The 18,298-nt window shown below is 76.4% G+C and carries 23 protein-coding genes; 13 read left to right on the top strand and 10 right to left on the bottom strand.

All coding sequences use genetic code 11. The features are described from left to right. The first annotated feature begins 3 nt into the window (after positions 1-3). Positions 4-1,527, top strand: a complete 1,524-nt coding sequence (locus tag ACQEVU_RS38550; RefSeq protein WP_433332587.1) for a PAS domain S-box protein — start codon at positions 4-6, stop codon at positions 1,525-1,527. A 123-nt stretch (positions 1,528-1,650) separates the two neighbouring features. Then, entirely contained in the window at positions 1,651-2,028 is a 378-nt protein-coding gene (locus tag ACQEVU_RS38545) for a group I truncated hemoglobin (protein WP_433332585.1), read from the top strand. On the opposite strand, the gene ACQEVU_RS38540 is transcribed toward ACQEVU_RS38545, so the two are convergent. Further along, complete coding sequence (locus tag ACQEVU_RS38540) at positions 2,018-2,338, bottom strand: DUF952 domain-containing protein (RefSeq protein ID WP_433332583.1); 321 nt, start codon at positions 2,336-2,338, stop codon at positions 2,018-2,020. The two genes, ACQEVU_RS38545 and ACQEVU_RS38540, sit on opposite strands and share 11 nt — an antisense overlap. Positions 2,339-2,409: 71 nt before the next feature. Here ACQEVU_RS38540 and ACQEVU_RS38535 point away from each other — a divergent pair, with 71 nt between their 5' ends. Together ACQEVU_RS38535 and ACQEVU_RS38530 are read left to right on the top strand one after the other, a co-directional pair. Continuing rightward, the gene (locus ACQEVU_RS38535) at positions 2,410-2,751 is read left to right on the top strand and encodes a hypothetical protein (protein ID WP_433332581.1); all 342 of its coding nucleotides are present in this window, start codon (positions 2,410-2,412) and stop codon (positions 2,749-2,751) included. A 20-nt stretch (positions 2,752-2,771) separates the two neighbouring features. Continuing rightward, positions 2,772-3,032 carry a hypothetical protein gene (locus tag ACQEVU_RS38530; protein WP_433332579.1) on the top strand — a complete coding sequence of 87 codons (261 nt, stop codon included), beginning with the start codon at positions 2,772-2,774 and terminating at the stop codon, positions 3,030-3,032. A gap of 4 nt (positions 3,033-3,036) precedes the next feature. Here the strand turns inward: ACQEVU_RS38530 and ACQEVU_RS38525 are convergent, their stop codons facing one another. Both ACQEVU_RS38525 and ACQEVU_RS38520 read right to left on the bottom strand, forming a co-directional pair. Then, on the bottom strand, positions 3,037-3,546 hold the full coding sequence (locus ACQEVU_RS38525) for a GNAT family N-acetyltransferase (RefSeq protein ID WP_433332577.1): 510 nt from the start codon (positions 3,544-3,546) through the stop codon (positions 3,037-3,039). Positions 3,547-3,633: 87 nt separating this feature from the next. Next, positions 3,634-4,641: an LLM class flavin-dependent oxidoreductase gene (locus tag ACQEVU_RS38520; protein WP_433332575.1), complete on the bottom strand. Its 1,008-nt coding sequence runs from the start codon at positions 4,639-4,641 to the stop codon at positions 3,634-3,636. Positions 4,642-4,729: 88 nt separating this feature from the next. Between ACQEVU_RS38520 and ACQEVU_RS38515 the strand changes: the two genes are divergently transcribed. Genes ACQEVU_RS38515 through ACQEVU_RS38495 form a run of 5 tightly spaced genes read left to right on the top strand, consistent with a single transcriptional unit; the run spans position 4,730 to position 8,639 of the window. Beyond that, positions 4,730-5,557 (top strand): GDSL-type esterase/lipase family protein, encoded by an 828-nt coding sequence (locus ACQEVU_RS38515; RefSeq protein WP_433332573.1) that lies wholly within the window; start codon positions 4,730-4,732, stop codon positions 5,555-5,557. 46 nt (positions 5,558-5,603) lie between these two features. Then, the gene (locus tag ACQEVU_RS38510; protein ID WP_433332571.1) at positions 5,604-6,716 is read left to right on the top strand and encodes an amidase family protein; all 1,113 of its coding nucleotides are present in this window, start codon (positions 5,604-5,606) and stop codon (positions 6,714-6,716) included. Positions 6,717-6,747: 31 nt separating this feature from the next. Next, positions 6,748-7,335 carry a hypothetical protein gene (locus ACQEVU_RS38505; protein ID WP_433332569.1) on the top strand — a complete coding sequence of 196 codons (588 nt, stop codon included), beginning with the start codon at positions 6,748-6,750 and terminating at the stop codon, positions 7,333-7,335. 52 nt (positions 7,336-7,387) lie between these two features. Next, positions 7,388-7,843, top strand: coding sequence for a PaaI family thioesterase (locus ACQEVU_RS38500; protein WP_433332567.1), 456 nt, complete (start codon positions 7,388-7,390; stop codon positions 7,841-7,843). A 40-nt stretch (positions 7,844-7,883) separates the two neighbouring features. After that, the gene (locus ACQEVU_RS38495; protein WP_433332565.1) at positions 7,884-8,639 is read left to right on the top strand and encodes a metallophosphoesterase; all 756 of its coding nucleotides are present in this window, start codon (positions 7,884-7,886) and stop codon (positions 8,637-8,639) included. A gap of 5 nt (positions 8,640-8,644) precedes the next feature. Here ACQEVU_RS38495 and ACQEVU_RS38490 read toward each other — a convergent pair whose 3' ends face one another. After that, the gene (locus tag ACQEVU_RS38490; RefSeq protein WP_433332563.1) at positions 8,645-9,364 is read right to left on the bottom strand and encodes a CTP synthase C-terminal region-related (seleno)protein; all 720 of its coding nucleotides are present in this window, start codon (positions 9,362-9,364) and stop codon (positions 8,645-8,647) included. A 75-nt stretch (positions 9,365-9,439) separates the two neighbouring features. Between ACQEVU_RS38490 and ACQEVU_RS38485 the strand changes: the two genes are divergently transcribed. Next, positions 9,440-10,306, top strand: a complete 867-nt coding sequence (locus ACQEVU_RS38485; protein ID WP_433332561.1) for a LysR family transcriptional regulator — start codon at positions 9,440-9,442, stop codon at positions 10,304-10,306. Here ACQEVU_RS38485 and ACQEVU_RS38480 read toward each other — a convergent pair. The 6 genes from ACQEVU_RS38480 to ACQEVU_RS38455 form a co-directional block, all read right to left on the bottom strand. Continuing rightward, on the bottom strand, positions 10,296-11,081 hold the full coding sequence (locus ACQEVU_RS38480; protein WP_433335236.1) for an endonuclease/exonuclease/phosphatase family protein: 786 nt from the start codon (positions 11,079-11,081) through the stop codon (positions 10,296-10,298). The genes ACQEVU_RS38485 and ACQEVU_RS38480 overlap by 11 nt on opposite strands. Continuing rightward, the gene (locus ACQEVU_RS38475) at positions 11,081-12,292 is read right to left on the bottom strand and encodes a vWA domain-containing protein (protein WP_433332559.1); all 1,212 of its coding nucleotides are present in this window, start codon (positions 12,290-12,292) and stop codon (positions 11,081-11,083) included. Before ACQEVU_RS38475 ends, ACQEVU_RS38480 begins: the two co-directional genes overlap by 1 nt. Beyond that, positions 12,289-13,494: an AAA family ATPase gene (locus tag ACQEVU_RS38470; RefSeq protein WP_433332557.1), complete on the bottom strand. Its 1,206-nt coding sequence runs from the start codon at positions 13,492-13,494 to the stop codon at positions 12,289-12,291. Before ACQEVU_RS38470 ends, ACQEVU_RS38475 begins: the two co-directional genes overlap by 4 nt. 86 nt (positions 13,495-13,580) lie before the next feature. Next, a complete protein-coding gene (locus tag ACQEVU_RS38465; RefSeq protein WP_433332555.1) occupies positions 13,581-14,837 on the bottom strand; it encodes a hypothetical protein in 1,257 nt (418 codons plus the stop codon). Between the two features lie 6 nt (positions 14,838-14,843). Beyond that, on the bottom strand, positions 14,844-15,281 hold the full coding sequence (locus tag ACQEVU_RS38460) for an RICIN domain-containing protein (RefSeq protein WP_433332553.1): 438 nt from the start codon (positions 15,279-15,281) through the stop codon (positions 14,844-14,846). Positions 15,282-15,352: 71 nt separating this feature from the next. Then, positions 15,353-15,835 (bottom strand): hypothetical protein, encoded by a 483-nt coding sequence (locus tag ACQEVU_RS38455; protein ID WP_433332551.1) that lies wholly within the window; start codon positions 15,833-15,835, stop codon positions 15,353-15,355. 49 nt (positions 15,836-15,884) lie between these two features. Here ACQEVU_RS38455 and ACQEVU_RS38450 point away from each other — a divergent pair, with 49 nt between their 5' ends. From ACQEVU_RS38450 to ACQEVU_RS38440, 3 genes are all read left to right on the top strand, one after another. Next, positions 15,885-16,586: a response regulator transcription factor gene (locus tag ACQEVU_RS38450; protein ID WP_433332549.1), complete on the top strand. Its 702-nt coding sequence runs from the start codon at positions 15,885-15,887 to the stop codon at positions 16,584-16,586. After that, positions 16,583-17,830 carry a sensor histidine kinase gene (locus ACQEVU_RS38445; protein ID WP_433332547.1) on the top strand — a complete coding sequence of 416 codons (1,248 nt, stop codon included), beginning with the start codon at positions 16,583-16,585 and terminating at the stop codon, positions 17,828-17,830. The genes ACQEVU_RS38450 and ACQEVU_RS38445 overlap by 4 nt, the downstream gene beginning before the upstream one ends. A 73-nt stretch (positions 17,831-17,903) precedes the next feature. Continuing rightward, positions 17,904-18,284 carry a hypothetical protein gene (locus ACQEVU_RS38440; protein ID WP_433332545.1) on the top strand — a complete coding sequence of 127 codons (381 nt, stop codon included), beginning with the start codon at positions 17,904-17,906 and terminating at the stop codon, positions 18,282-18,284. Positions 18,285-18,298: the final 14 nt, after the last annotated feature.

Below are 18,298 nucleotides of genomic sequence, written 5' to 3'. Positions count from 1 at the left end.
CCCGTGACACAGCGCCCAGCCGTCGACGTCGCGCTGCTGCTGCGCCTCGAGCACGCGATCGCCGAGATCCTCACCGCGCCGCAGGCCGGCGGCGCCGTCCTCGACGCGATCGGGCAGGCGCTCGGCTGGAGCGCCGGCGCGCTGTGGCAGGTGCACGGCGGCGCGCTGCGCTGCACCGCGACCTGGTCCGCGCCCGGGCACGACCACGCCGCGTTCGAGGCCGCCACCCGCGCCCTCGCGCTCGCCCCCGGCCAGGGGCTGCCGGGCGCGGTGTGGCGCAGCGGCGAGCCGGCGTGGGTGCGCGACTTCGGCCGGGAGGCGGCGTTCCCGCGCGCGGTCGCGGCCGCCGACGCGGGCCTGCGGGCCGCGTTCTGCTTCCCGCTGCTGTCGGCGGACTCGTCGGTCGAGGGCATCGTCGAGTTTCTGACCGGGCGGCTCGAGGACCCGCCGGCGGAGCTGCTGAGCACCGCGAAGAGCCTCGGCCGGCGCATCGGCGAGGCGCTGCACCGGGCCCGCTCCGACGAGTCGGTGCGCCGCAGCGAGGCGCAGCTGCGCGCGGTGCTGGACTCGGCCCTGGACTGCATCGTCATCGCCGACGCCGACGGCACCGTGCTCGAGTTCAACCCGGCGGCGTGCCGGACGTTCGGCTACGAACGGCACGAGGCCGTCGGGCGCGAGCTCGCCGGGCTCATCATCCCGCCGCAGCTGCGGGAGCAGCATCGCCAGGGCCTGCAGCGGTACCTCATGACGCAACGGCCCCAGGTGCTGGACACCCGGGTGGAGATCGTCGGCATGCGCAGCGACGGCACGCAGTTCCCGGTCGAGCTCACCATCACCCGCGTCGCCGTCGACGGGCCGCCGATCTTCAGCGGCTACCTGCGCGACCTCAGCGCCCAGCACGCCGCCGCCGAGGAGCTGCGGGCCTCCCGCCGCCGCATCATGGAGACCGCGGTCGGCGAGCGGCAGCGCCTCGAGCGCGACCTGCACGACGGGGCGCAGCAGTCGCTCGTCGGGCTCGGCATGACCCTCGCCCGGGCCCGCACCGCGCTGCCGGACGAGCCGGCGCGGGCCGCCGCGATCCTCGACGACGCCATCGCAGCCCTGGAGGAGGCCGCGATCGAGCTGCGCAACTTCGCCCGGGGCATCCACCCGAGCAGCCTGACGCGGTACGGCCTGGGCGCCGCCGTCGCCGACCTGGCCCGCCGCAGCCCGGTCGAGCTGCGGGTCGCCGCCCTGCCGCCGGAGCGCTTCCCGGCGGCGGTGGAGTCCGCGGCGTACTTCGTCATCAGCGAGGCGTTGACGAATGTGGCGCGTTACTCGGGTACCGATGCGGCGGTCGTGACGTTGGCGATCGAGGACGGTGCGCTCGTCGTCACGGTCGCCGACGACGGCCGCGGGGGCGCGGACGCCGCCCTCGGCAGCGGGCTTCGCGGCCTGGCCGACCGCATGGCGATGCTCGACGGCTCGCTCGACGTGCACAGCCCCGCCGGCCAGGGCACCGTCGTGCGGGCGCGCATCCCCGTGTAGTGCTGCCACCACAGCGGGGTTCGCGATGGACCTCGTGCCACCGCCCTGCGCCGGAGCCCGCGTTTCGCGAAAACTCTTCATCGGCGCCGCACGGACGTGCGGCCGCACCGAGAAGGGGGAGGAATGAACCGTGAACACGTTCGCGAGGGCAGCATCTTCGACGCGCTGGGCGGGTCCGACGCGGTAGCCGCCGCGGTCGACGGCCTCTACGAGCGGCTGCTGGCCGACCCGCGCACCGCCGTGTACTTCGAGGGCGTCGACCTGCGCCGCCTGAACCGGCACCTGCGGGTGTTCCTGACCGTCGCGTTCGGCGGCCCGGAGATCTACCAGGGCCGGGACCTGCGCTCCGCGCACGCGCCGCTGGGCATCACCGCGGAGGCGTGGGACGCGACGGTCGGCCACCTGCTGGCCGTCCTCGACGGCCTCGGCGTGACGGGGGAGTTGCTGGACCGCATCGTGGCCAAGGTCGCCCCGCTGCGGGTCCTGATCGTCACACGCTGACGGCTCCGGCCCCGGCGAAGCGGTGCACGGCGAGCACGGCGGACATGGGCAGCGGGGCGTACAGATGCGGGAACGTGCCCCCGCTGGTGCTCTCCTCCCAGCGCAGCCGGTCGCCGAGCGCCTCCGGGTCGACGGCCAGGACAACGAGGTCCGGCTCGTCCCCGAAGTACCGCACGGCGGTCCCGGCCACCTGGCCGGCGCCGGACAGGTGCACGAACCCGTCCCGGCGGTCCAGCGGCGAGCCCTCGAACACCCCGGCGGCCTCGAACGCGTCCCACTCCGCCGGCAGCAGGATCTTGTAGATCGTCACCCGCCCACTGTGCCATTTCACCCGCGTCGGTCTGCGCCGGCTCACCCGGCCGGCCTTTAGCGTCCCTCGCGATGAAGACGAGGGCATGGCAGTGCGTCGCGGGCGCGGCGCTGGTGGTCGGCACGCTGAGCGCGGCCCAGGCGGCGCGGACCCCGGACCCGCCGCCGATGGTGGAACGCGCGAACACCACCACGATCGATCCACCGGCCCCCGTCGCCTCGTCGCCCCCTACGGTCCTCTACCTGGTGGCCGGCACCGGCCTGCTGTCGTTCGGCGGTATCGTGCTCGTCGGCGGCGTCGTCGGGCTGGGCGGCCTGCGGGTGCCCGGCGGGGTTTCGATGACGGTGGCGCGGTCGCGGTTGTGGTACCGCTCGCTGCGCCGCGCCGGCGTGCACCGCTCACCCGTGCGGTGATGACGGCCGCCCGGGAATCCATGCGACGCGCGTTCGGGCTGGCCGGCAGGGTGCTCATGGGCATCGGCGTCGCCGGGTGGGTGGTCTGCGTGACCGCGCTCGTCGTCACGTCCGTGGCGTTCCGCGGTCAGTTCCACTACGCCGTGGAGGGTCTGCGCTGGTCAGGCTGGTGCTGCTGCGCGGGCGTGATGTGTTTCTGGGCCTCGCGCCGCCGGGCCGGGCCGCCCGCCGCCGACCGGCGGCGCCGCGGGCCTCCCCGCCGCGAGCGAAGCGGGCTGTGACGCGCTAACGGTCGCCGCGGATGCGGCCGTAGACGAGCACGTCGCGCCAGGCGCCGTCGCGGAACTCGGCCGAGCGCAGGATGCCCTCGCTCAGGAAGCCGACCTTCTCCAGGGCCTTCTGCTCGGCGATGTTCTCCGGCTGGATGCGGGCCTCGACGCGCTGCGTCGGGGTGCTCGCGAACAGGTAGTCGCACAGCAGGGTCTGTGCGCGCCAGCCGACGCCCCGGCCGCGCCACTCCGGCAGCAGCACGATGCCGATCCCCCAGTACTGGGACATCCCGGACCCGATGGCGAACCAGTGCACGAAACCGGCGGCGGTCTCGTCCGCCTCGACCATGAGGCGGCCGTCCTCGGCGCCGAGGTAGCCGTCGTGCGCGAAGCGCCGCGCCGGGCCGTTCGGCTCGGAGTAGCCGGTCCAGGCCGCGCCGGCCAGGCCGGGCTCGGTCGCGAACCGGCGGAACATCGCCAGGTCGCCGTCGAGCACCGGTCGCAACCGCACCCACGTCTTGTTCACAGCTCCCCACCCCACTTCGGCCCGGCAAGATCGCCCGCCATCTTCGCCGAAGACGGCGGCGGGCGCCACCGCCGTAATCGCGTGACGCTACCGCACCGGGGCCTGCAGCGCGGGGGCGACCTCGGCGCGGATCAGCTCGAACGAGCGGGCCCGGGCCTCCAGGTCGTACACCATGCAGGTCAGCATGAACTCGTCGGCCTGCGTGGCGGCGAGCAGCTCGGTCAGCTGCTCGCGCACCGTCTCCGGCGAGCCGAGCGCCTGGCCCTCGCGCCGCTGCAGGACGAACTCGCGCTCGCGGTCGGTGTACGGGTAGGCGGCCGCCTCCTCGGGCGTGGCCAGGGGCTCCGGGCGCCCCGAGCGCAGCCGCAGGAACGACAGGGCGCTCGGCCCGGACAGGAACTCGGCCTCCTCGTCGGTGGGCGCGGCGAGCGCGCTGACGGCGACCATCGCGTACGGCTCGGCGAGGCGGGCCGACGGGCGGAAGTGCGAGCGGTAGAGGGCCAGGGCCGGCAGCGTGTTCTGCGCGCTGAAGTGGTGCGCGAACGCGAACGGCAGGCCGAGGGCGCCGGCCAGCTGGGCGCTGTATCCGCTGGAGCCCAGCAGCCACACGTCGGGGTGCTGGCCCTTGCCGGGGGAGGCGAGGATGCGGCCCTCGCCGTCGAAGTACCCGATGAGGTCCTGCAGCTCCTCCGGGAAGTGCTCGGCCGACAGCCCCTCCATGGTGCGGCGCAGGGCCAGGGCCGTGTACTGGTCGGTGCCGGGGGCGCGGCCGATGCCCAGGTCGATGCGGCCGGGGTGCAGCGCCTCCAGGGTGCCGAACTGCTCGGCCACGACGAGCGGGGCGTGGTTGGGCAGCATCACGCCGCCGGAGCCGACCCGGATCGTGCTCGTCGCCGCGGCCAGGTGGGCCAGCAGCACGGCCGGGGAGGAGCTTGCGATGGCCGGCATGTTGTGGTGCTCGGCGACCCAGAACCGGCGGTACCCGAGGGCCTCGGTGCGCCGGGCCAGCTCGGTGGTGTGCCGCAGCGCCTCGGCGGCCGAACCGTCGGCGGCGACCGGGGCGACGTCGAGCACGGAAAGCGGAAGTTCAGTCACGAACCATGGTCAACAACGGCGGCCGCGGGATATTCCCTTAGCTAGGATCCTAGGATGCCGGTCGACCGCGTGACATAGACTCCCACCCATGCGCGGGTGGAGCCTTCTGCTGGCCGGCCTGGTGTTACTGGTGATCGCGTGCGACGGGGCGGCCGGGGCGACGCCCGAGCGGTCGCCGCAGGACAAGAGCAGTATGGCCGCGCTCGGGGACTCCATCACCAACGCCTTCGCCTCCTGCCTGGCGCCCAGCCCGTGCCCGCGCAACTCGTGGTCGACCGGCGACGGGACGAAGGTCAGCAGCCACTACCGGCGGCTGCTCGCGGACAACCCCGGGCTGCGCGGCGGCAACCACAACCTCGCCGCCGCCAACGCGCGCGCCGACGCCCTCGCCGGGCAGGCCTCGGCGGCGGTGAGGACCGGGGCGCGGTACGTCACCGTCCTCATCGGCGCCGACGACGCCTGCCGCGGCGGACTGGCCGACATGACGCCCGTCGAGACGTTCCGCCGGCAGGTCGACGCGGCCCTGGCCGTGCTGCACGACGGGCTGCCCGGCGCGCGGGTGCTCGTGGTGAGTGTCCCCGACATCAACCGGCTGTGGGAGATCGGGCACACCAACCGGCTCGCGGTGAAGGCGTGGTCGTTCGGGCTGTGCCCGGCGCTGCTGGCCGACCCCGGCTCGACCGCAGCGGCCGCGGTGCAGCGGCGGCGGGCGTTCGCCGAGCGCGTCGACGCCTACAACACGCAGCTGGCCGCGGCCTGCCGCGCATACGGGCCGCGCTGCCGCGACGACGGGGGAGCGGCGCACCGCGTCCGGTTCACCCTCGACATGGTCACCGCCCAGGACTTCTTCCACCCCAACGCGGCCGGCCAGCAGGCCCTCGCCGACGCGACGTGGCCGGGTCAACCCACATGGTGATGCATGCCGAGCCCGGGGCGGCGCGAACCGCAGTACCCTGCTGAACGTGACAGCTGACCCCAGCGTGTGGCGGGTCAAGGGCATGCCGCTGGCGCCGGCCACCGGCCACGGCCCGCTCGACGGCCTGCGCCTGGCCGTCAAGGACCTCTTCGCCGTCACCGGCTTCGCGGTCGGCGGCGGCAACCCGGACTGGCTCGCCGAGGCGCTGCCCGCCGCCGAGGACGCCCCGGCCGTCGCCCGCCTGCGCGCCGCCGGCGCCGTCGTGCAGGGCATCGTGCACACCGACGAGCTCGCGTACTCGCTGTCGGGCACCAACCGCCACTACGGCACCCCGCCGAACCCGGCCGCGCCGCACCTCGTCACCGGCGGCTCGTCCAGCGGCCCGGCCTCGGCCGTGGCGAGCGGGCACGCCGACATCGGCCTGGGCACCGACACCGGCGGCTCGATCCGGGTGCCCGCGAGCTGCTGCGGGCTGTTCGGCCTGCGGCCCACCCTCGGGGCCGTCCCGACGCAGGGCGTGCTGCCCCTCGCCGCCTCGTTCGACACCGTCGGCTGGATCACGCGCGACGCGCTGACCCTGGCCGCGGTGGGCGACGTGCTGCTGCCGCCGGGCCCGCAAGGCCCGCCGTCGCGCATCCTCTGCCTCGGCGGCACCGCGGAGGCCGTGGCCCGCCTGGGCCCGCCCGTCGCCGAGGCCTCGCTGTCCACCTGGGACGATCCCGATCCGCTGCTGCTGGCCTTCCGCCAGGTCCAGGCGGCCGAGGGCTGGCGGGCGCACGGCGCCTGGATCGAGGCCCACCCGCGCTCGCTCGGCCCCGACATCGAGGCCCGGTTCCGCTTCGGCGCCGGCGTCTGCGGCGAGGAGGAGGCCGAGGCCCGCCGCCGCATCGCCGCCTGGCGGGCCGAGCTGCTGGACCTGCTCGGCGCCGACGCCTGGCTGGCGCTGCCGGCCGGCGGCCCGGGCCACTCGCGGGAGCTGAGCCTCGCCGGGCGCGACACGTGGCGGCGCGAGACGCTGCGCTGCGCGGTGCCGGCCAGCGCGTTCGGCCTGCCGAGCGTGTCGGTGCCGACCGGCGCGTCGCCGCCGGCCGGGATCGCGCTCGTCGGGCCGCCGGGCCACGACCGGGCCCTGCTGGGACTGCTCGCCGGGACCTCTTGATCGTTCGCGGCCCCCTGCCATACTCCTAGGCGTGACTGCGCAGGGGGGACCGCGGACCGGGGTGGTGCTGGCGGTCGTCGGGGCCCTGCTGGCCGCCTGCCTGATCGGCGGTTCGGCGGCGGCGTACGTCATCGAGCGCGGGCTGCCCGGCGTGCTGCCGACCGACCTGTCGCACCGCCAGCCGCGTGACGTGTGCCCGCTGCTGGAGGTCGGGCAGTTCCGCAAGGACGGGCTCGGCGAGCTGCTCACGTCGCACGACTACAAGAGCAACGGCTGCGACTACGTGCTGCGCTCCTACGCCGCCGACGCGAGCACCAAGCCGCGGACGCTGCGCCTGGTCGTGGCGGTGTCGCAGGACGCGGGCGCGTCGTTCGCGCGGTCGCAGCGGGAGACGCAGCCGCGCCGGCTGCCGGTCGAGTGCGGCACGCAGGCGTTCGCCGCGCACGAGATCGACACCGCCGGGGAGAACGGCGACGCCTGGCTGTGGTGCGTGGACGAGGACGTCTACCTGACGCTGGTCTTCCACGGGTACAACAAGGACCGCTGGAACGGCCTGGAGCTCGACGAGGCGATGGCCGTGGTCGGCCGGGCCGCGCTGAGCCGGGTCCCGACGGCGTAGCGCACCGCCCCGGGCTTCCGGCCGGGGCCGTTTGGGGCCTAACGTCCCAGGCATGGATCTGACCGATTTGGCCCGGCGGCTGCTGGATCCGATCCCGGCGCACCGCACCCTCGGGCTGCAGGTGCTGCGCGCGGCCGACGGTGTGGGCGAGGTCGCCGCCGACGTACCGCCGGCGCTGACCAACGTGATCGGCTCCCTGCACTCCAGCGGCCTCATCACCCTCGTCGACGCGGCCGGCCTCGCCGCGATCATCGGCGCGGTCGACTCCGCCGACGCGTTCGCCGGGATCGTGCCGCTGGGCTCCGCGGCGGAGCTGCGCTTCCTCGCCCCCGCCCGGGGCCACCTGGTCGCGACGTGCCGGCTCGAGCGGGAGGAGCGGGCGGCGGTCGCCGCGCTGTGCGCCGGCACCGTCGACGTGGCCCGCACGATGACCGAGACCGAGGTGACCGACGCCGGCGGCGTGGTGGTCTGCCAGGGCAGCTTCGACTGGATCCTGCGCCGCCGTTGACGCATGTGGCGGTACACCTTGCCGCGCTACAGTTCGCGCGGTGGCGACCATCGCGATCATCGGCGACGTGGGCGGCTGCCTGGAGCAGCTGGCCCGGGCCGTCGCCGACCTCGAGTCCGCCGGCGACCCCGACACCGTGATCATCCAGGTCGGCGACCTGGTCGACCGCGGCCCGGACAGCGCCGGCGTGCTGGCGTACGTGGCCGCCCGCCCGCCGCGGCAGTGGATCCAACTGGCGGGCAACCACGAAGCCCAGTACGTCGGGGCCGAGCCGTTCTGGCCGGTGCCGCTCGCCGCCGCCGACGCGGCGCTGCTGCGCGACTGGTGGCTGCGCGACCGGCTGCGGGTCGCCGCCGCGGTGCGCACCGCGGACGGCGAGGACCTGCTCGTCACCCACGCCGGCCTCACCGCCACCGCCTGGGCCGAGCTCGGCGAGCCGGTCACCGCGGCCACCGCCGCCGGGCTGCTCAACACCCGCCCGGAGCCGCTGCTGTGGGCGGCCGACGGGCCGCTGTGGGCCGAGGCGGCCACGAAGCTGTACCCGTCGTGGCTGCAGATCGGCCCGCCGATGCCCTTCTCGCAGGTCCACGGCCACTCCGCCATCGTCGACTACGGCCGGCGGGCGTGGCGCTGCCGCGAGCGCATCCAGCAGCGCTCCACAGTGGACTGGGAGGCGCGGCACACGTTCACCCGCACCGGCGGCGCCCGGTTCGTCGGCGTCGACCCGCGCCACGGCGCGCGCGGCGCCCCCGTCTGGTCGCCGCTGATCCTGCGCGAAGCGGTGGTGCTGGAGTAGGCCCCTCAGGCGGCCGCGCGCTGCGCGCTCACGGCCACGGCGGCCGCGGCGAACGCCCGGATCACCGGGTGGCAGTAGGCGCCCTCGCCGGCCAGCTCGGGCTGGAACAGGGTGCCGAGCATGAACGGGTGCCCGCCGAGCTCGGCGATGCGCACCTCGCCGGTGTCGTCGTGCCCGGTGAAGCGCAGGCCGGCGGCCTCGAGCGCCGGCAGGTACGCGCGGTCCAGCCCGTACGCGCAGTGGTAGCGCTCGACGGAGCGCTCCACGCCGAAGATGCGCTCGGCCAGGCTGTCCCGGGTCAGGCGGACCGCCCCCTCGTGCCCGACGAGCGAGCAGCTGAGCTCCACGATGAGGTGCCGCTGCCCGTCGGGGTCGCTCTCGGCGTGGGTGACGGGCAGCCCGCACACGTCGCGGGCGATCTCGAGCAGCAGGTGCTGGAACCCGCCGCAGGTGCCGAGGAACGCGACCCCGTGCTCCCGCGCGGCGCGCACCGCGGCGAGCGCGCCTTCCTCGCTGCGGTACGGCGAGCCGGGCAGCAGCCATATGCCGTCGAACCCGGCCAGGCCGGTGCCGCCGACCTCGTCGGTCGGGATCCAGTAGGCGTCGAGGGCGAGGCCGTGCTCCTCGCGGAGCACGTCGAGCAGGCCCGGGATGCGGGTGTGGGAGCGGACGTGGGCCGAGCGGTCGCCGATCAGCGCGACGCGGGCGGTGCGGGTTTCGGTCATGCCCTGAGCCTGCCGTGGGCTGGGCCGATAAGTCCAACGATTCTTTGCGGTACCGGCATCAGGAATAATAATGTCGTGGACCCCCACCTGCTGCGCACGTTCGCGGCCGTCGCCCGCCTGCGCTCGTTCTCCGCCGCCGGGGACGAGCTCGGCTACACCCAGTCGGCCGTCTCCCAGCAGATCGCCGCCCTGGAGCAGGACGTCGGCGCCCCGCTGCTGCGCCGCCGCCCGGTCGCGCTCACCGACGCCGGCGCCCGCCTGCTCGAGCACACCGGCCCGATCCTGCTGCGCCTGGCCGCGGCCCGCGCCGACGTCGTGCGCCTGGCCGGCCCGCCCCCGGCCACCGTCGTGCTGGGCGCGACCCCGCTGTGCGGCGTGGCGCCGGCCCGGGTGGTCGCGGTGCAGCGGGCGATGCCGCGGGTGACGTTCACGCTGCGCGTGGCCGGCCGCGCGGAGGTCGCCACGGGCGTCGCCACCGGCGCGCTCGACCTGGGCCTCGTCGACGGGGTGGCCGCCCCGTCGGACCCGCTGCCGCTGCCCGACACGGGCGAGCTGGACACCGCGGTCCTGTCCGAGGGGCCCGTCGTCGTGGCCCTCCCGCCGGAGCATCCGCTGGCCGCCCGCCGCGGCGTGCGCCTGGCCGACCTCGCCGACGCCGTATGGCTGGACGCCCCCGAGGCGGCCACGCCGCCCGCCCAGCTGCGCGCGCTGGCCCGCTCGGAGGGCTTCCGCGGCGGCCTGGCCTACCCCGGCACCGACACCGGCGTCCTGCTGGGCCTGATCGCCGCCGGCGCGGGCCTGGCGCTGCTCCCGTCGGCGGCGCTGCCCCCGGCACTGCGCGGCGTCCCCGTCGCGGAGCCCCGCCTGGTGCACCGCACCGAGCTGGTGCACGGCTCGCTGACGGCCCCCGCGGCCGCGTTGCGCGCGGCGCTCATGAGCTGAACTCGGCGGCGACCGCGGCATGGTCGGACGGCCACACGCCGCCCACGGGGACGTTGCCGCAGACCCAGACCCGCCGCACGGTACCGCGACCGGGCGCCCCTTCGGCCCACGGCGGCTCGGCCAGGATGTAGTCGATGCGGGCCGGCGGCAGCCCGAAGCGCTTCGCGTGCGGGTTGCGGTTGTCCCACGTCGCCCCCGGGTCGCCGGTCGTGGCGTGCCGCCAGGCGTCGACGAGCAGCAACCCGGGCGCGGCCGGCGCGGTGAGCCGCCCGCCGAGCAGCCGCATCTCGTCGGAGTCCGGCTCGGCGTTGCAGTCCCCGGTCAGGATCGCCGGGTGCCGGCTGCGGTCCTGCGCGCCGATGAACCGGGCGACCGCGGCGACCTGCTCGACCCGCACCCCCGACTCGGCCGGCGCCGAGTGCAGGTGCGTGGTGAAGAACGGCACGCCGTTGGTCCGCGCGAACAACACCGTCCGGCCGTCCGGCCCCGGCAGGCCGGCGACGGCCTGCTCGTCGATCGGCCACCGGCTCAGCACCGCGTTGCCGACCCCGGCGGTCTCCCCGCCGCCCCGCTCGTGCCACCGCTGCGGCGCGGGGGAGGGGCTGTAGGCCCAGTGCATCCCCAGCGCCTCGGCGAGGATCGCCGCCTGCCCGTCCCACACCTCCTGCAGCCCGCACACGTCGGGCCGTTCCTGGCGCAGGACGGCGAGGATCGCGTCCTGCCGCGCCCGCCAGGTCCCGTACCGCCACCAGAGGTTCCACGTCAGCACCCGCATCACGACCTGATCTCCACCACTCGGGCCCAGGACGGCGGGGGGTCCGGGCGGTACTGCGACGATACGAAACGCAGGCGCGGGAACAGGCCGATCACCGTGCGGCACGGCGGCGGGGCCGACGGCCACGGGGTCTGGCCGTCCGTCAGGACGACGATCACGTCCGGCGGGGGCGCGGCCCGCAGCGCCCGCCTGAAGCCGGCCCGCAGGTCCGTGCCGCCGCCGCCCAGCAGCGACAGGCCCTCGCCCTGGCACAGCGGCACCACCAGGCGGGCCGCGGCGTCGCAGGACAGCACCGTCACCAGGTCGCGGCGGCCGCCGACGGCGCGGGTGATGGCGGCGACCTCGAGCAGGGCGCTGCCGAGCTCGGCGTCGCTGACCGAGGCCGACGTGTCGACGACGACGCTGACGCGCGGCGGGCGGCGGCGCAGGCTGGGCAGCACCACGCCGGGCAGCGACGCCGCGCGGCGGGCCGGGCGGCCGTAGACGTAGTCGTCGGCCGAGCCGGCCGTCGACGCGGCCGCGCGCACGGCCGCGCCGAGCAGGTCGCGCCAGGGCTGCGGCGGGTGGAACGCCTCCTCCGCCCAGCGGCGCCAGGCCTTCGGGGTGTCGCCCGGGCGGCCGCGGATGCCCTCGGCGACCCGGAAGCGCACCGCGTCGCGCTCCTGGTCGCTGAGGCCCGCGGCGCCGTCCGGGCCGAGGTCCCACGCGCGTTCGGCGCCGTCGGCCCCGCTGCCGCAGTCCAGCCAGGCGGTTTCGCGGCTGTACCGCCCGAGGCGCGGATCGTGCAGATAGTCCTCCATCAGCTGGCCGGGCTGCAGGCCCGCGTCGGCGGGGGTGATGGCGCCGGTCGGGAGGGGCAGGCCGGCGCCGTACGCGTCGTCGTTGATCTCGAAGTCGGCGGCGATGTTCATGCGCAGCCGTTCGCCCGGGGCGCCGCGGCCCGTCCGGGCGGCGTACCGGTCGCTGCGGCCGTGGTGGTCGCGCAGCAGGTGCGAGACCTCGTGGACCCAGACGGAGGCCAGCTCGGCCAGCGGCGTGCGGGCCACGAAACCCGGGGACACGTAGCAGCGCCAGTGCCGGTCGACGGCCATCGTCGGCACGTGCGCCGACTCGACGGGGTGCAGGGCGTAGAGCGCGGTCGCCAGGTACGGGCGCATCCGCGCCGCGTGCAGGCGCGCGGCGAACAGCTTCTCGCGGTCCAGCGCGATCATCGGGCACCCGCGTGCGCCGCACCCTGGGCCGCCTCGCGCTCGGCCCGCTGGGACAGGGCGACGGCGCCCGAGATGCGCTCGATGTCGACGGGGACCTCCCAGTCGTGGTCGCGCAGCGCGGCGAGGGTCGCCGCCGGCACGACGACCAGGTCGGGGGCGCCGGTCTCGGCGGCCCGGGCGAGCAGGGCCCACGCCGCGTCCCAGCGCGGCCGCGCCGGGTGCCGGCGGACGGCGGCCACCACGGCGTCGAGGACGGCCTGGCGCAGGTCGCCGCGTTCCGGCAGTACCGCCGCCGCCGGGTCCTGCAGCAGGTCCTCGGGGTCCGGCAGGTCCATGCGGTCGAGGGCGGCGAGCAGCTCCAGGCCCGGTCCGTCGCCGACCGTGCCGCGGACCAGCAGGGACAGCACCTCGCGGGAGGTGCCGGCGGCGGTGGCGAAGGCGATGAGGCGCAGCGTCATCTCCCAGCTGCGCGGGGACGGCCACGCACCGCCGCGGCGGGTTTCGCCGCCCGGCAGCTTGTGTACGAGTGCGGGGCGCGCCGACAGCAGCCCGCACACGGCGCGGCGGGCGTGCGCGACGGCGCCGGGCAGCCCCGCCGGGTCGAGCCGGGGCAGCTCGGCGCGCGGCCACACGCCGCCGAGGCCGCGCACGACGACGTCGTGCTCGTACGTCCACTGCAGGTGCACGAACCGGTTCGCCAGCGGCGCGCTGAGCTCCCACCCGTCGGCGGCCGAGGAGCGCGGGTTCGCGGCGGCCACGATCCGCACCCCGGGCGGCAGGTGCAGCGCCCCGACCCGCCGTTCCAGCACGAGGCGCAGCAGGGCGGCCTGCACGGCCGGCGGGGCGGTGGACAGCTCGTCGAGGAACAGCAGCCCGCGCCCGGCCCGCACCAGCCGGACGGCCCAGTCGGGCGGGGCCATGGGCACGCCCTGTACCGCGGGATCCGCCCCGACCACCGGCAGCCCCGAGAAGTCGGAGGGCTCGTGCACGGAGGCGATGACGGTGGTCAGCGGCAGGTCGAGGGCCTCGGCCAGCTGGTTGAGCGCGGCCGTCTTGCCGATGCCGGGCTCGCCCCACAGCAGCACGGGCAGGTCGGCGGCGACGGCCAGGGTCAGGGCCTCCAGCTGGGTGTCGGCCCGGGTTTCGGTGTCGGTGTCGCGGAGCAGGGCGAGCAGGTCGGCAGCAACGTCGAGCGTCGGCATGAAGAAGTCACCTTTGTGAAAGTCAGCGGGTGTCGCGGCGGGACGCCGCGGGGGCAGGGCCGGGCCGGTGTCGGCTTTTGTGAATGTCAGCGGGTGGCGCGGCGGGGACGCCGTGGAGGCAGGGCCGGGCCGGTGTCGGCCTGCCCGGCGTGGCGGGGAGGCCGCGGGGGCAGGGCCGGGCCGGTGTCGGCCAGCCCCGCGCGGAAGAGGCCGTGGGCGACGCGGCCGCGCACGGCGGCGTCGAGGGCGTCGCGCAGCGGCCCGTGGCGCAGCGGCGCGTCCGGGCCGAGCAGCGCCTCGACGGCGCACAGCGCCCCGTCGGCGTCGCCGTGGTCCAGGCGCGCCCGCACGTCCTCCAGGCACTCCGGGTGCCGGTGGGCGTCGTCGATCGCCTGCAGGCACGGCAGTGGCGGCCCCCCGAGCGCGGCGAGCAGCTCCTCCCGGCGTAGCTGCGCCGGGTCGTGGTCGAGCGCGACCAGCACCCCGCCGAGCAGGCCGATGCGGTGCCGTTCGCCGCGGCACTCGACGATGCGCACGCCGTCCTCGCCGGCCGTACCGGCGCGGACGCGGTGACCCGGCGCGAGCGCGGCGGCGACGAGCGGGTGCAGCCGGCCGGGGTCGATGAGTCCGGCGCGCAGCAGCTCGGCGTCGGGCGGCTCCCACGTCGCCGCGTGCGGCAGGACCGGCAGCGTCGCTTCGGTCCGCTTCGCCGGCCGGGTGGTGCCGTCGCGGGCCAGCCGCAGCCTCCGCGCGCCGCCGAGGCGCACGACGACGTCGGCGTCCCCGGCGCCGTCGGCCGCGCGCAGGATCGCCGCCTCGGCCGCCCAGCGCCCCGGCCCGCCGGCGCGCACCGCGAGCTCGCCGGCCCGGCGTGCGTCCCACAGGTGCCGGTGCAGGTCGAGCCGGAAGTGCCGGTCCGGCCGGGGATGCGGGTGCGACCCGGCGCCGCCGCCGTCCCACAGCGCGAGGCTGATCCGCTGCCCGGCCCCCGCCCACCCCGGCGGCGTGCGCGCGACGAGGTGCAGGTCGGCGTACCGGGCCAGCCCCACGGTCAGCCCCGGCCGCAGCAGCCCGTCGGGCGCGATCCGCGGCATGTGCCAGCGCAGCAGGTCGGGCGCGAGATGCCGCAGGTCGGCGCGGACCAGCGCCGCGGTGTCGGGCCCGCGCTCCCGCGCGAGCACCCGGAGGTTGAGATCCACGTCGACCCGCGCCGCGGCGCAGGCCCCGCCCCAGTCCCCGGCTTCCCGCCGGGCGGTGGCTGTCTCGATCATGTGCCGCGGAACGGCGAACTCACGTGTCCGCAGCCAGAATGCCAGTCGGCCGTCCAGGTCGTGAATGCCCATCAGCACTCACCTTTGGTGGACGGGACCCCCGATCTGCGCTCGTTGGTAAGCATCGAACGAAGCGTACCGCTCCCCGTCCCGATTGTCAGTCCCGGCCTCCGCCGCCCCGTCCCGCCCGTCGAACTGCAGGTCGAGCGGGTGCAGCTGCGCGTTGTGGCTCGCGCCGAGCGTCGCGCGGATGAGCCGCTCCTGGATCCGCGGATCGGTCCCGCCGTCGACGCGCTCGGCGAGCCACTCGGCGTGCAGCACGTCGGTGGCCGCGGCGTTGCAGGCCAGCTGGACGAGCTTGGCGGCGTTGTCCGCCGGCGCGCCGGCCACGTCGATGCACTTGCCGCCGGCCCCGGCGGCCAGGGTGCACATCCCGCCGGCGACCGGCGCGACCGCCGCGCCCGCTGGCCAGACGGCGACGCCGCCGGCGACGAGGGCGACCGCGACCACGAGCACGCTCTTGCGTATGTGATGTCCTCTCTCTCGCTTGAGACAGATGAACATCGAGCCGCTCCGATAACGCTTGTTCAGCCGTCGTCGCCGGAGACGCTCAGGGACGCCACGCCGCCGGCGCAGGTGACCGTGGCCCGGAACTGCCCGCCGCCGGAGCGGGCCTTGAACCGCAGCGAGACGGCGTCGGCGGGGCCGCGCACGACGTGGTCGGCCTCGAACCCGGCTTTCGGGATCCACGACTCCAGCGTCGCCCGCCCGCCGTCGCACGACACGACGAGGCTGCCGCCGCCCGTCGACAGCGCCCGCGTCGCGGCCGTCGCCTCCGGCACGGACGGCCCGGCCGAGGACGGCTCCTCGCCCTGAGTGCCGCCCCCGCCCGACGGCGGCTCCCCGGGCGAGGCGGACAGCTCGGCCTCCACCTCGGACTCGCGCCGGGGCTGGTCCGACGGGCCGAACAGCCCCTGGCGCAGCGAGCCGACGGCGCCGATCGACGCGGCCGTGGCCAGGGCCGCGGCGGCCAGCCACGCGCCCGCCGCCAGGGGCCAACGCATCCTCATGCCGACCAGTCTGCGCCGCCCGACGCTAAGGAATGGTTAACCTCGCGATATGGCCAAGGTGCTCATCGTGGAGGACGACGCGACGATCCGCACGGGAATCGTGCGGGCGCTGGCCGGGCGGGGGCACGTGGTGGTACCCGCCGGGACCGCCCTCGACGGCCTCAAGCTGGTCGTCGCCGAGGCGCCCGACGTGGTCCTGCTCGACCTCGGGCTGCCCGACCTCGACGGGCGCGAGGCGCTGCGGATGCTGCGGGCGGTCAGCCAGGTGGCGGTCATCGTCGTCACCGCCCGGCGGGCCGAGGGCGAGATGGTCCGGGCCCTCGACGCCGGCGCCGACGACTACGTCGTGAAGCCCTACGGCGCCGACCAGATCGACGCCCGCATCCGCGCCGTGCTGCGCCGCACCGCCCGCCCGGCCGAGCAGCGCGATCCCACGGTCGAGGCCGACGGGGTGCGGGTGGACCCGCGGGCCCGCGTCGCGAGCGTCGACGGGGCGCCGCTGGAGCTGACGCCGCGGGAGTTCGACCTGCTGTACCACCTCGTCGCCCGCGCCGGCGAGGTCGTGTCGAAGCGGGAGCTGCTCACCGAGGTGTGGCAGGTGCCGTACACGGCGGCGGACAAGACCGTCGACGTCCACCTGTCGTGGCTGCGGCGCAAGCTGGGGGAGACCGCGCAGGAGCCGCGGCGCCTCCACACGGTACGCCGGGTCGGCGTCCGGTTCGGGATCACGCCGCCGGGTCCGACGCCGTGAGGCGCCGGCTCGCCCTGCTGGTCGCGGCCGCAATGGCGCTCGTGCTGGCCGCGTTCCTCGTGCCCCTCGCCCTGCTGCTGCGCGCCGCCGCCGAGGACCGGGCGGTCGCCACAGCGCTCGCCCAGGCGCAGGCGCTCGCCGCGCTGGTCGCCACCGCCGACGCGCAGTCGCTGCGCCTCAGCGTCGAACAGGCCAATGTGGACGGTGCGCATCCGGTGACCGTGTACCTGCCCGGCGGTACCGTCGTCGGCGCCCCGGTCGCGGCCACCCCCGCGGTGCGGCTCGCGGCCCGCAGCGGCAGCTTCACCGTCGCCCACGCCGGCGGCCGCGAGATCGTCGTCGCCGTGCAGGGCCTGCCCGGCGGCACCGCGGTCGTGCGCTCGTTCGTGCCGGAGTCGGACCTGCACCGCGGCGTGACCCGGTCCTGGCTGGTGCTCGCCGCCGTCGGCGCCGGCCTGCTGCTGCTCGGCCTCGCCGTCGCCGACCGGCTCGCGGTCGCCGTCGTGCGCCCGATCCGCGGCCTGGCCGCGGTGTCCGAGGGGCTCTCGGCCGGCGACCTGGACCGCCGGGCCACCGGCGAGGGCCCGCCCGAGGTGCGCGCGGTCGCCGCGGCGCTCAACCGGCTCGCCGGGCGGATCCGCGACCTGCTGCGCCAGGAGCGGGAGGCCGCCGCCGACCTGTCGCACCGCATGCGCACCCCGATGACCGCGCTGCGCCTGGACGCCGAGAGCCTCGCGGACCCGGCCGACGCCGAGCGCATGCTCGGCCACGTCGACGCCCTCGACCGGGCGCTGACCGCGGTCATCGAGGACGCCCGCCGCGAGCGCACCGCCCCGTCGTGCGACGCCGCCGCGGTCGTCGCCGAGCGGGTCGCCTTCTGGTCCGTCCTCGCCGAGGACCAGGCCCGGCCCGTGCGCACCGCCCTCGACCCCGGCCCGCGGCCGGTCGCCGCATCCGCCGCCGACCTCGCCGCCGCCGTCGACGCCCTGCTGGGCAACGTCTTCGCCCACACCGAGGAGGGCACCGGCTTCGCCGTCACGCTGCGCGCCACCCCCGGCGGCGCCGACCTGGTCGTCGAGGACGACGGCCCCGGCATCGCCCCGGGGTCGGGGGAGCGCGGCGTGAGCGCCGGCGGCTCGACCGGCCTGGGCCTGGACATCGCCCGCCGTACCGCGGAATCGACCGGCGGCCGCATGACCGTCTCCGGCTCCCGCGTGACCCTGGAGCTCTTAACCGAACGTTAGCGTGCGGCCAGGAATCCGTTGACGCGACGCCCGGCACCGTTGAGCGCACCAGCGAAGCGAAAGGTGTACGGCAATGCGCAGACTGCTCGTGATTCCCGCGACGATCGTGGCGGCCCTGGCGATCGGGGGCACCGCCCTGGCCGCCAGCGGCCCCGGCCGCCACGACGACGACCCGGCCCGGGTCGTCGTCGACGACCACGGCACCCACACCCCGAGCCCGTCCGTCAGCCCCTCCGCCGACGACCACGGCACCGACGCCGCGAGCCCGTCGGTCAGCCCCTCCGCCGACGACCACGGCACCGACGCCCCGAGCCCGTCCGTCAGCGCCTCCGCCGACGACCACGGCGGTCTCCGCGACGGCAATGGCGGCCTCCGCGACGACAACGACCATGACCGGCACGGCGGCGACGACCGGGCCGGGGACGATCATGGGGGTTCCCGCCACCGGCATTAGCTGCGATCATGTCG

Origin of the sequence: Dactylosporangium sp. CA-139066 (genome assembly GCF_050936175.1) — a bacterium.
In the GTDB taxonomy this organism is placed as follows: Bacteria; Actinomycetota; Actinomycetes; order Mycobacteriales; family Micromonosporaceae; genus Dactylosporangium.
Note: the sequence above shows the minus strand (reverse complement) of the source record. Positions and strands in the feature narration are given on the sequence as shown.

Coding starts and splice junctions, on each gene's coding strand:
- ACQEVU_RS38545 (WP_433332585.1), top strand. CDS start 1,651: ATGAACCGTGAACACGTTCGCGAGGGCAGCATCTTCGACGCGCTGGGC.
- ACQEVU_RS38535 (WP_433332581.1), top strand. CDS start 2,410: ATGAAGACGAGGGCATGGCAGTGCGTCGCGGGCGCGGCGCTGGTGGTC.
- ACQEVU_RS38530 (WP_433332579.1), top strand. CDS start 2,772: ATGCGACGCGCGTTCGGGCTGGCCGGCAGGGTGCTCATGGGCATCGGC.
- ACQEVU_RS38515 (WP_433332573.1), top strand. CDS start 4,730: ATGCGCGGGTGGAGCCTTCTGCTGGCCGGCCTGGTGTTACTGGTGATC.
- ACQEVU_RS38500 (WP_433332567.1), top strand. CDS start 7,388: ATGGATCTGACCGATTTGGCCCGGCGGCTGCTGGATCCGATCCCGGCG.
- ACQEVU_RS38490 (WP_433332563.1), bottom strand. CDS start 9,364: ATGACCGAAACCCGCACCGCCCGCGTCGCGCTGATCGGCGACCGCTCG.
- ACQEVU_RS38480 (WP_433335236.1), bottom strand. CDS start 11,081: ATGCGGGTGCTGACGTGGAACCTCTGGTGGCGGTACGGGACCTGGCGG.
- ACQEVU_RS38475 (WP_433332559.1), bottom strand. CDS start 12,292: ATGATCGCGCTGGACCGCGAGAAGCTGTTCGCCGCGCGCCTGCACGCG.
- ACQEVU_RS38470 (WP_433332557.1), bottom strand. CDS start 13,494: ATGCCGACGCTCGACGTTGCTGCCGACCTGCTCGCCCTGCTCCGCGAC.
- ACQEVU_RS38465 (WP_433332555.1), bottom strand. CDS start 14,837: ATGGGCATTCACGACCTGGACGGCCGACTGGCATTCTGGCTGCGGACA.
- ACQEVU_RS38455 (WP_433332551.1), bottom strand. CDS start 15,835: ATGAGGATGCGTTGGCCCCTGGCGGCGGGCGCGTGGCTGGCCGCCGCG.
- ACQEVU_RS38450 (WP_433332549.1), top strand. CDS start 15,885: ATGGCCAAGGTGCTCATCGTGGAGGACGACGCGACGATCCGCACGGGA.
- ACQEVU_RS38440 (WP_433332545.1), top strand. CDS start 17,904: ATGCGCAGACTGCTCGTGATTCCCGCGACGATCGTGGCGGCCCTGGCG.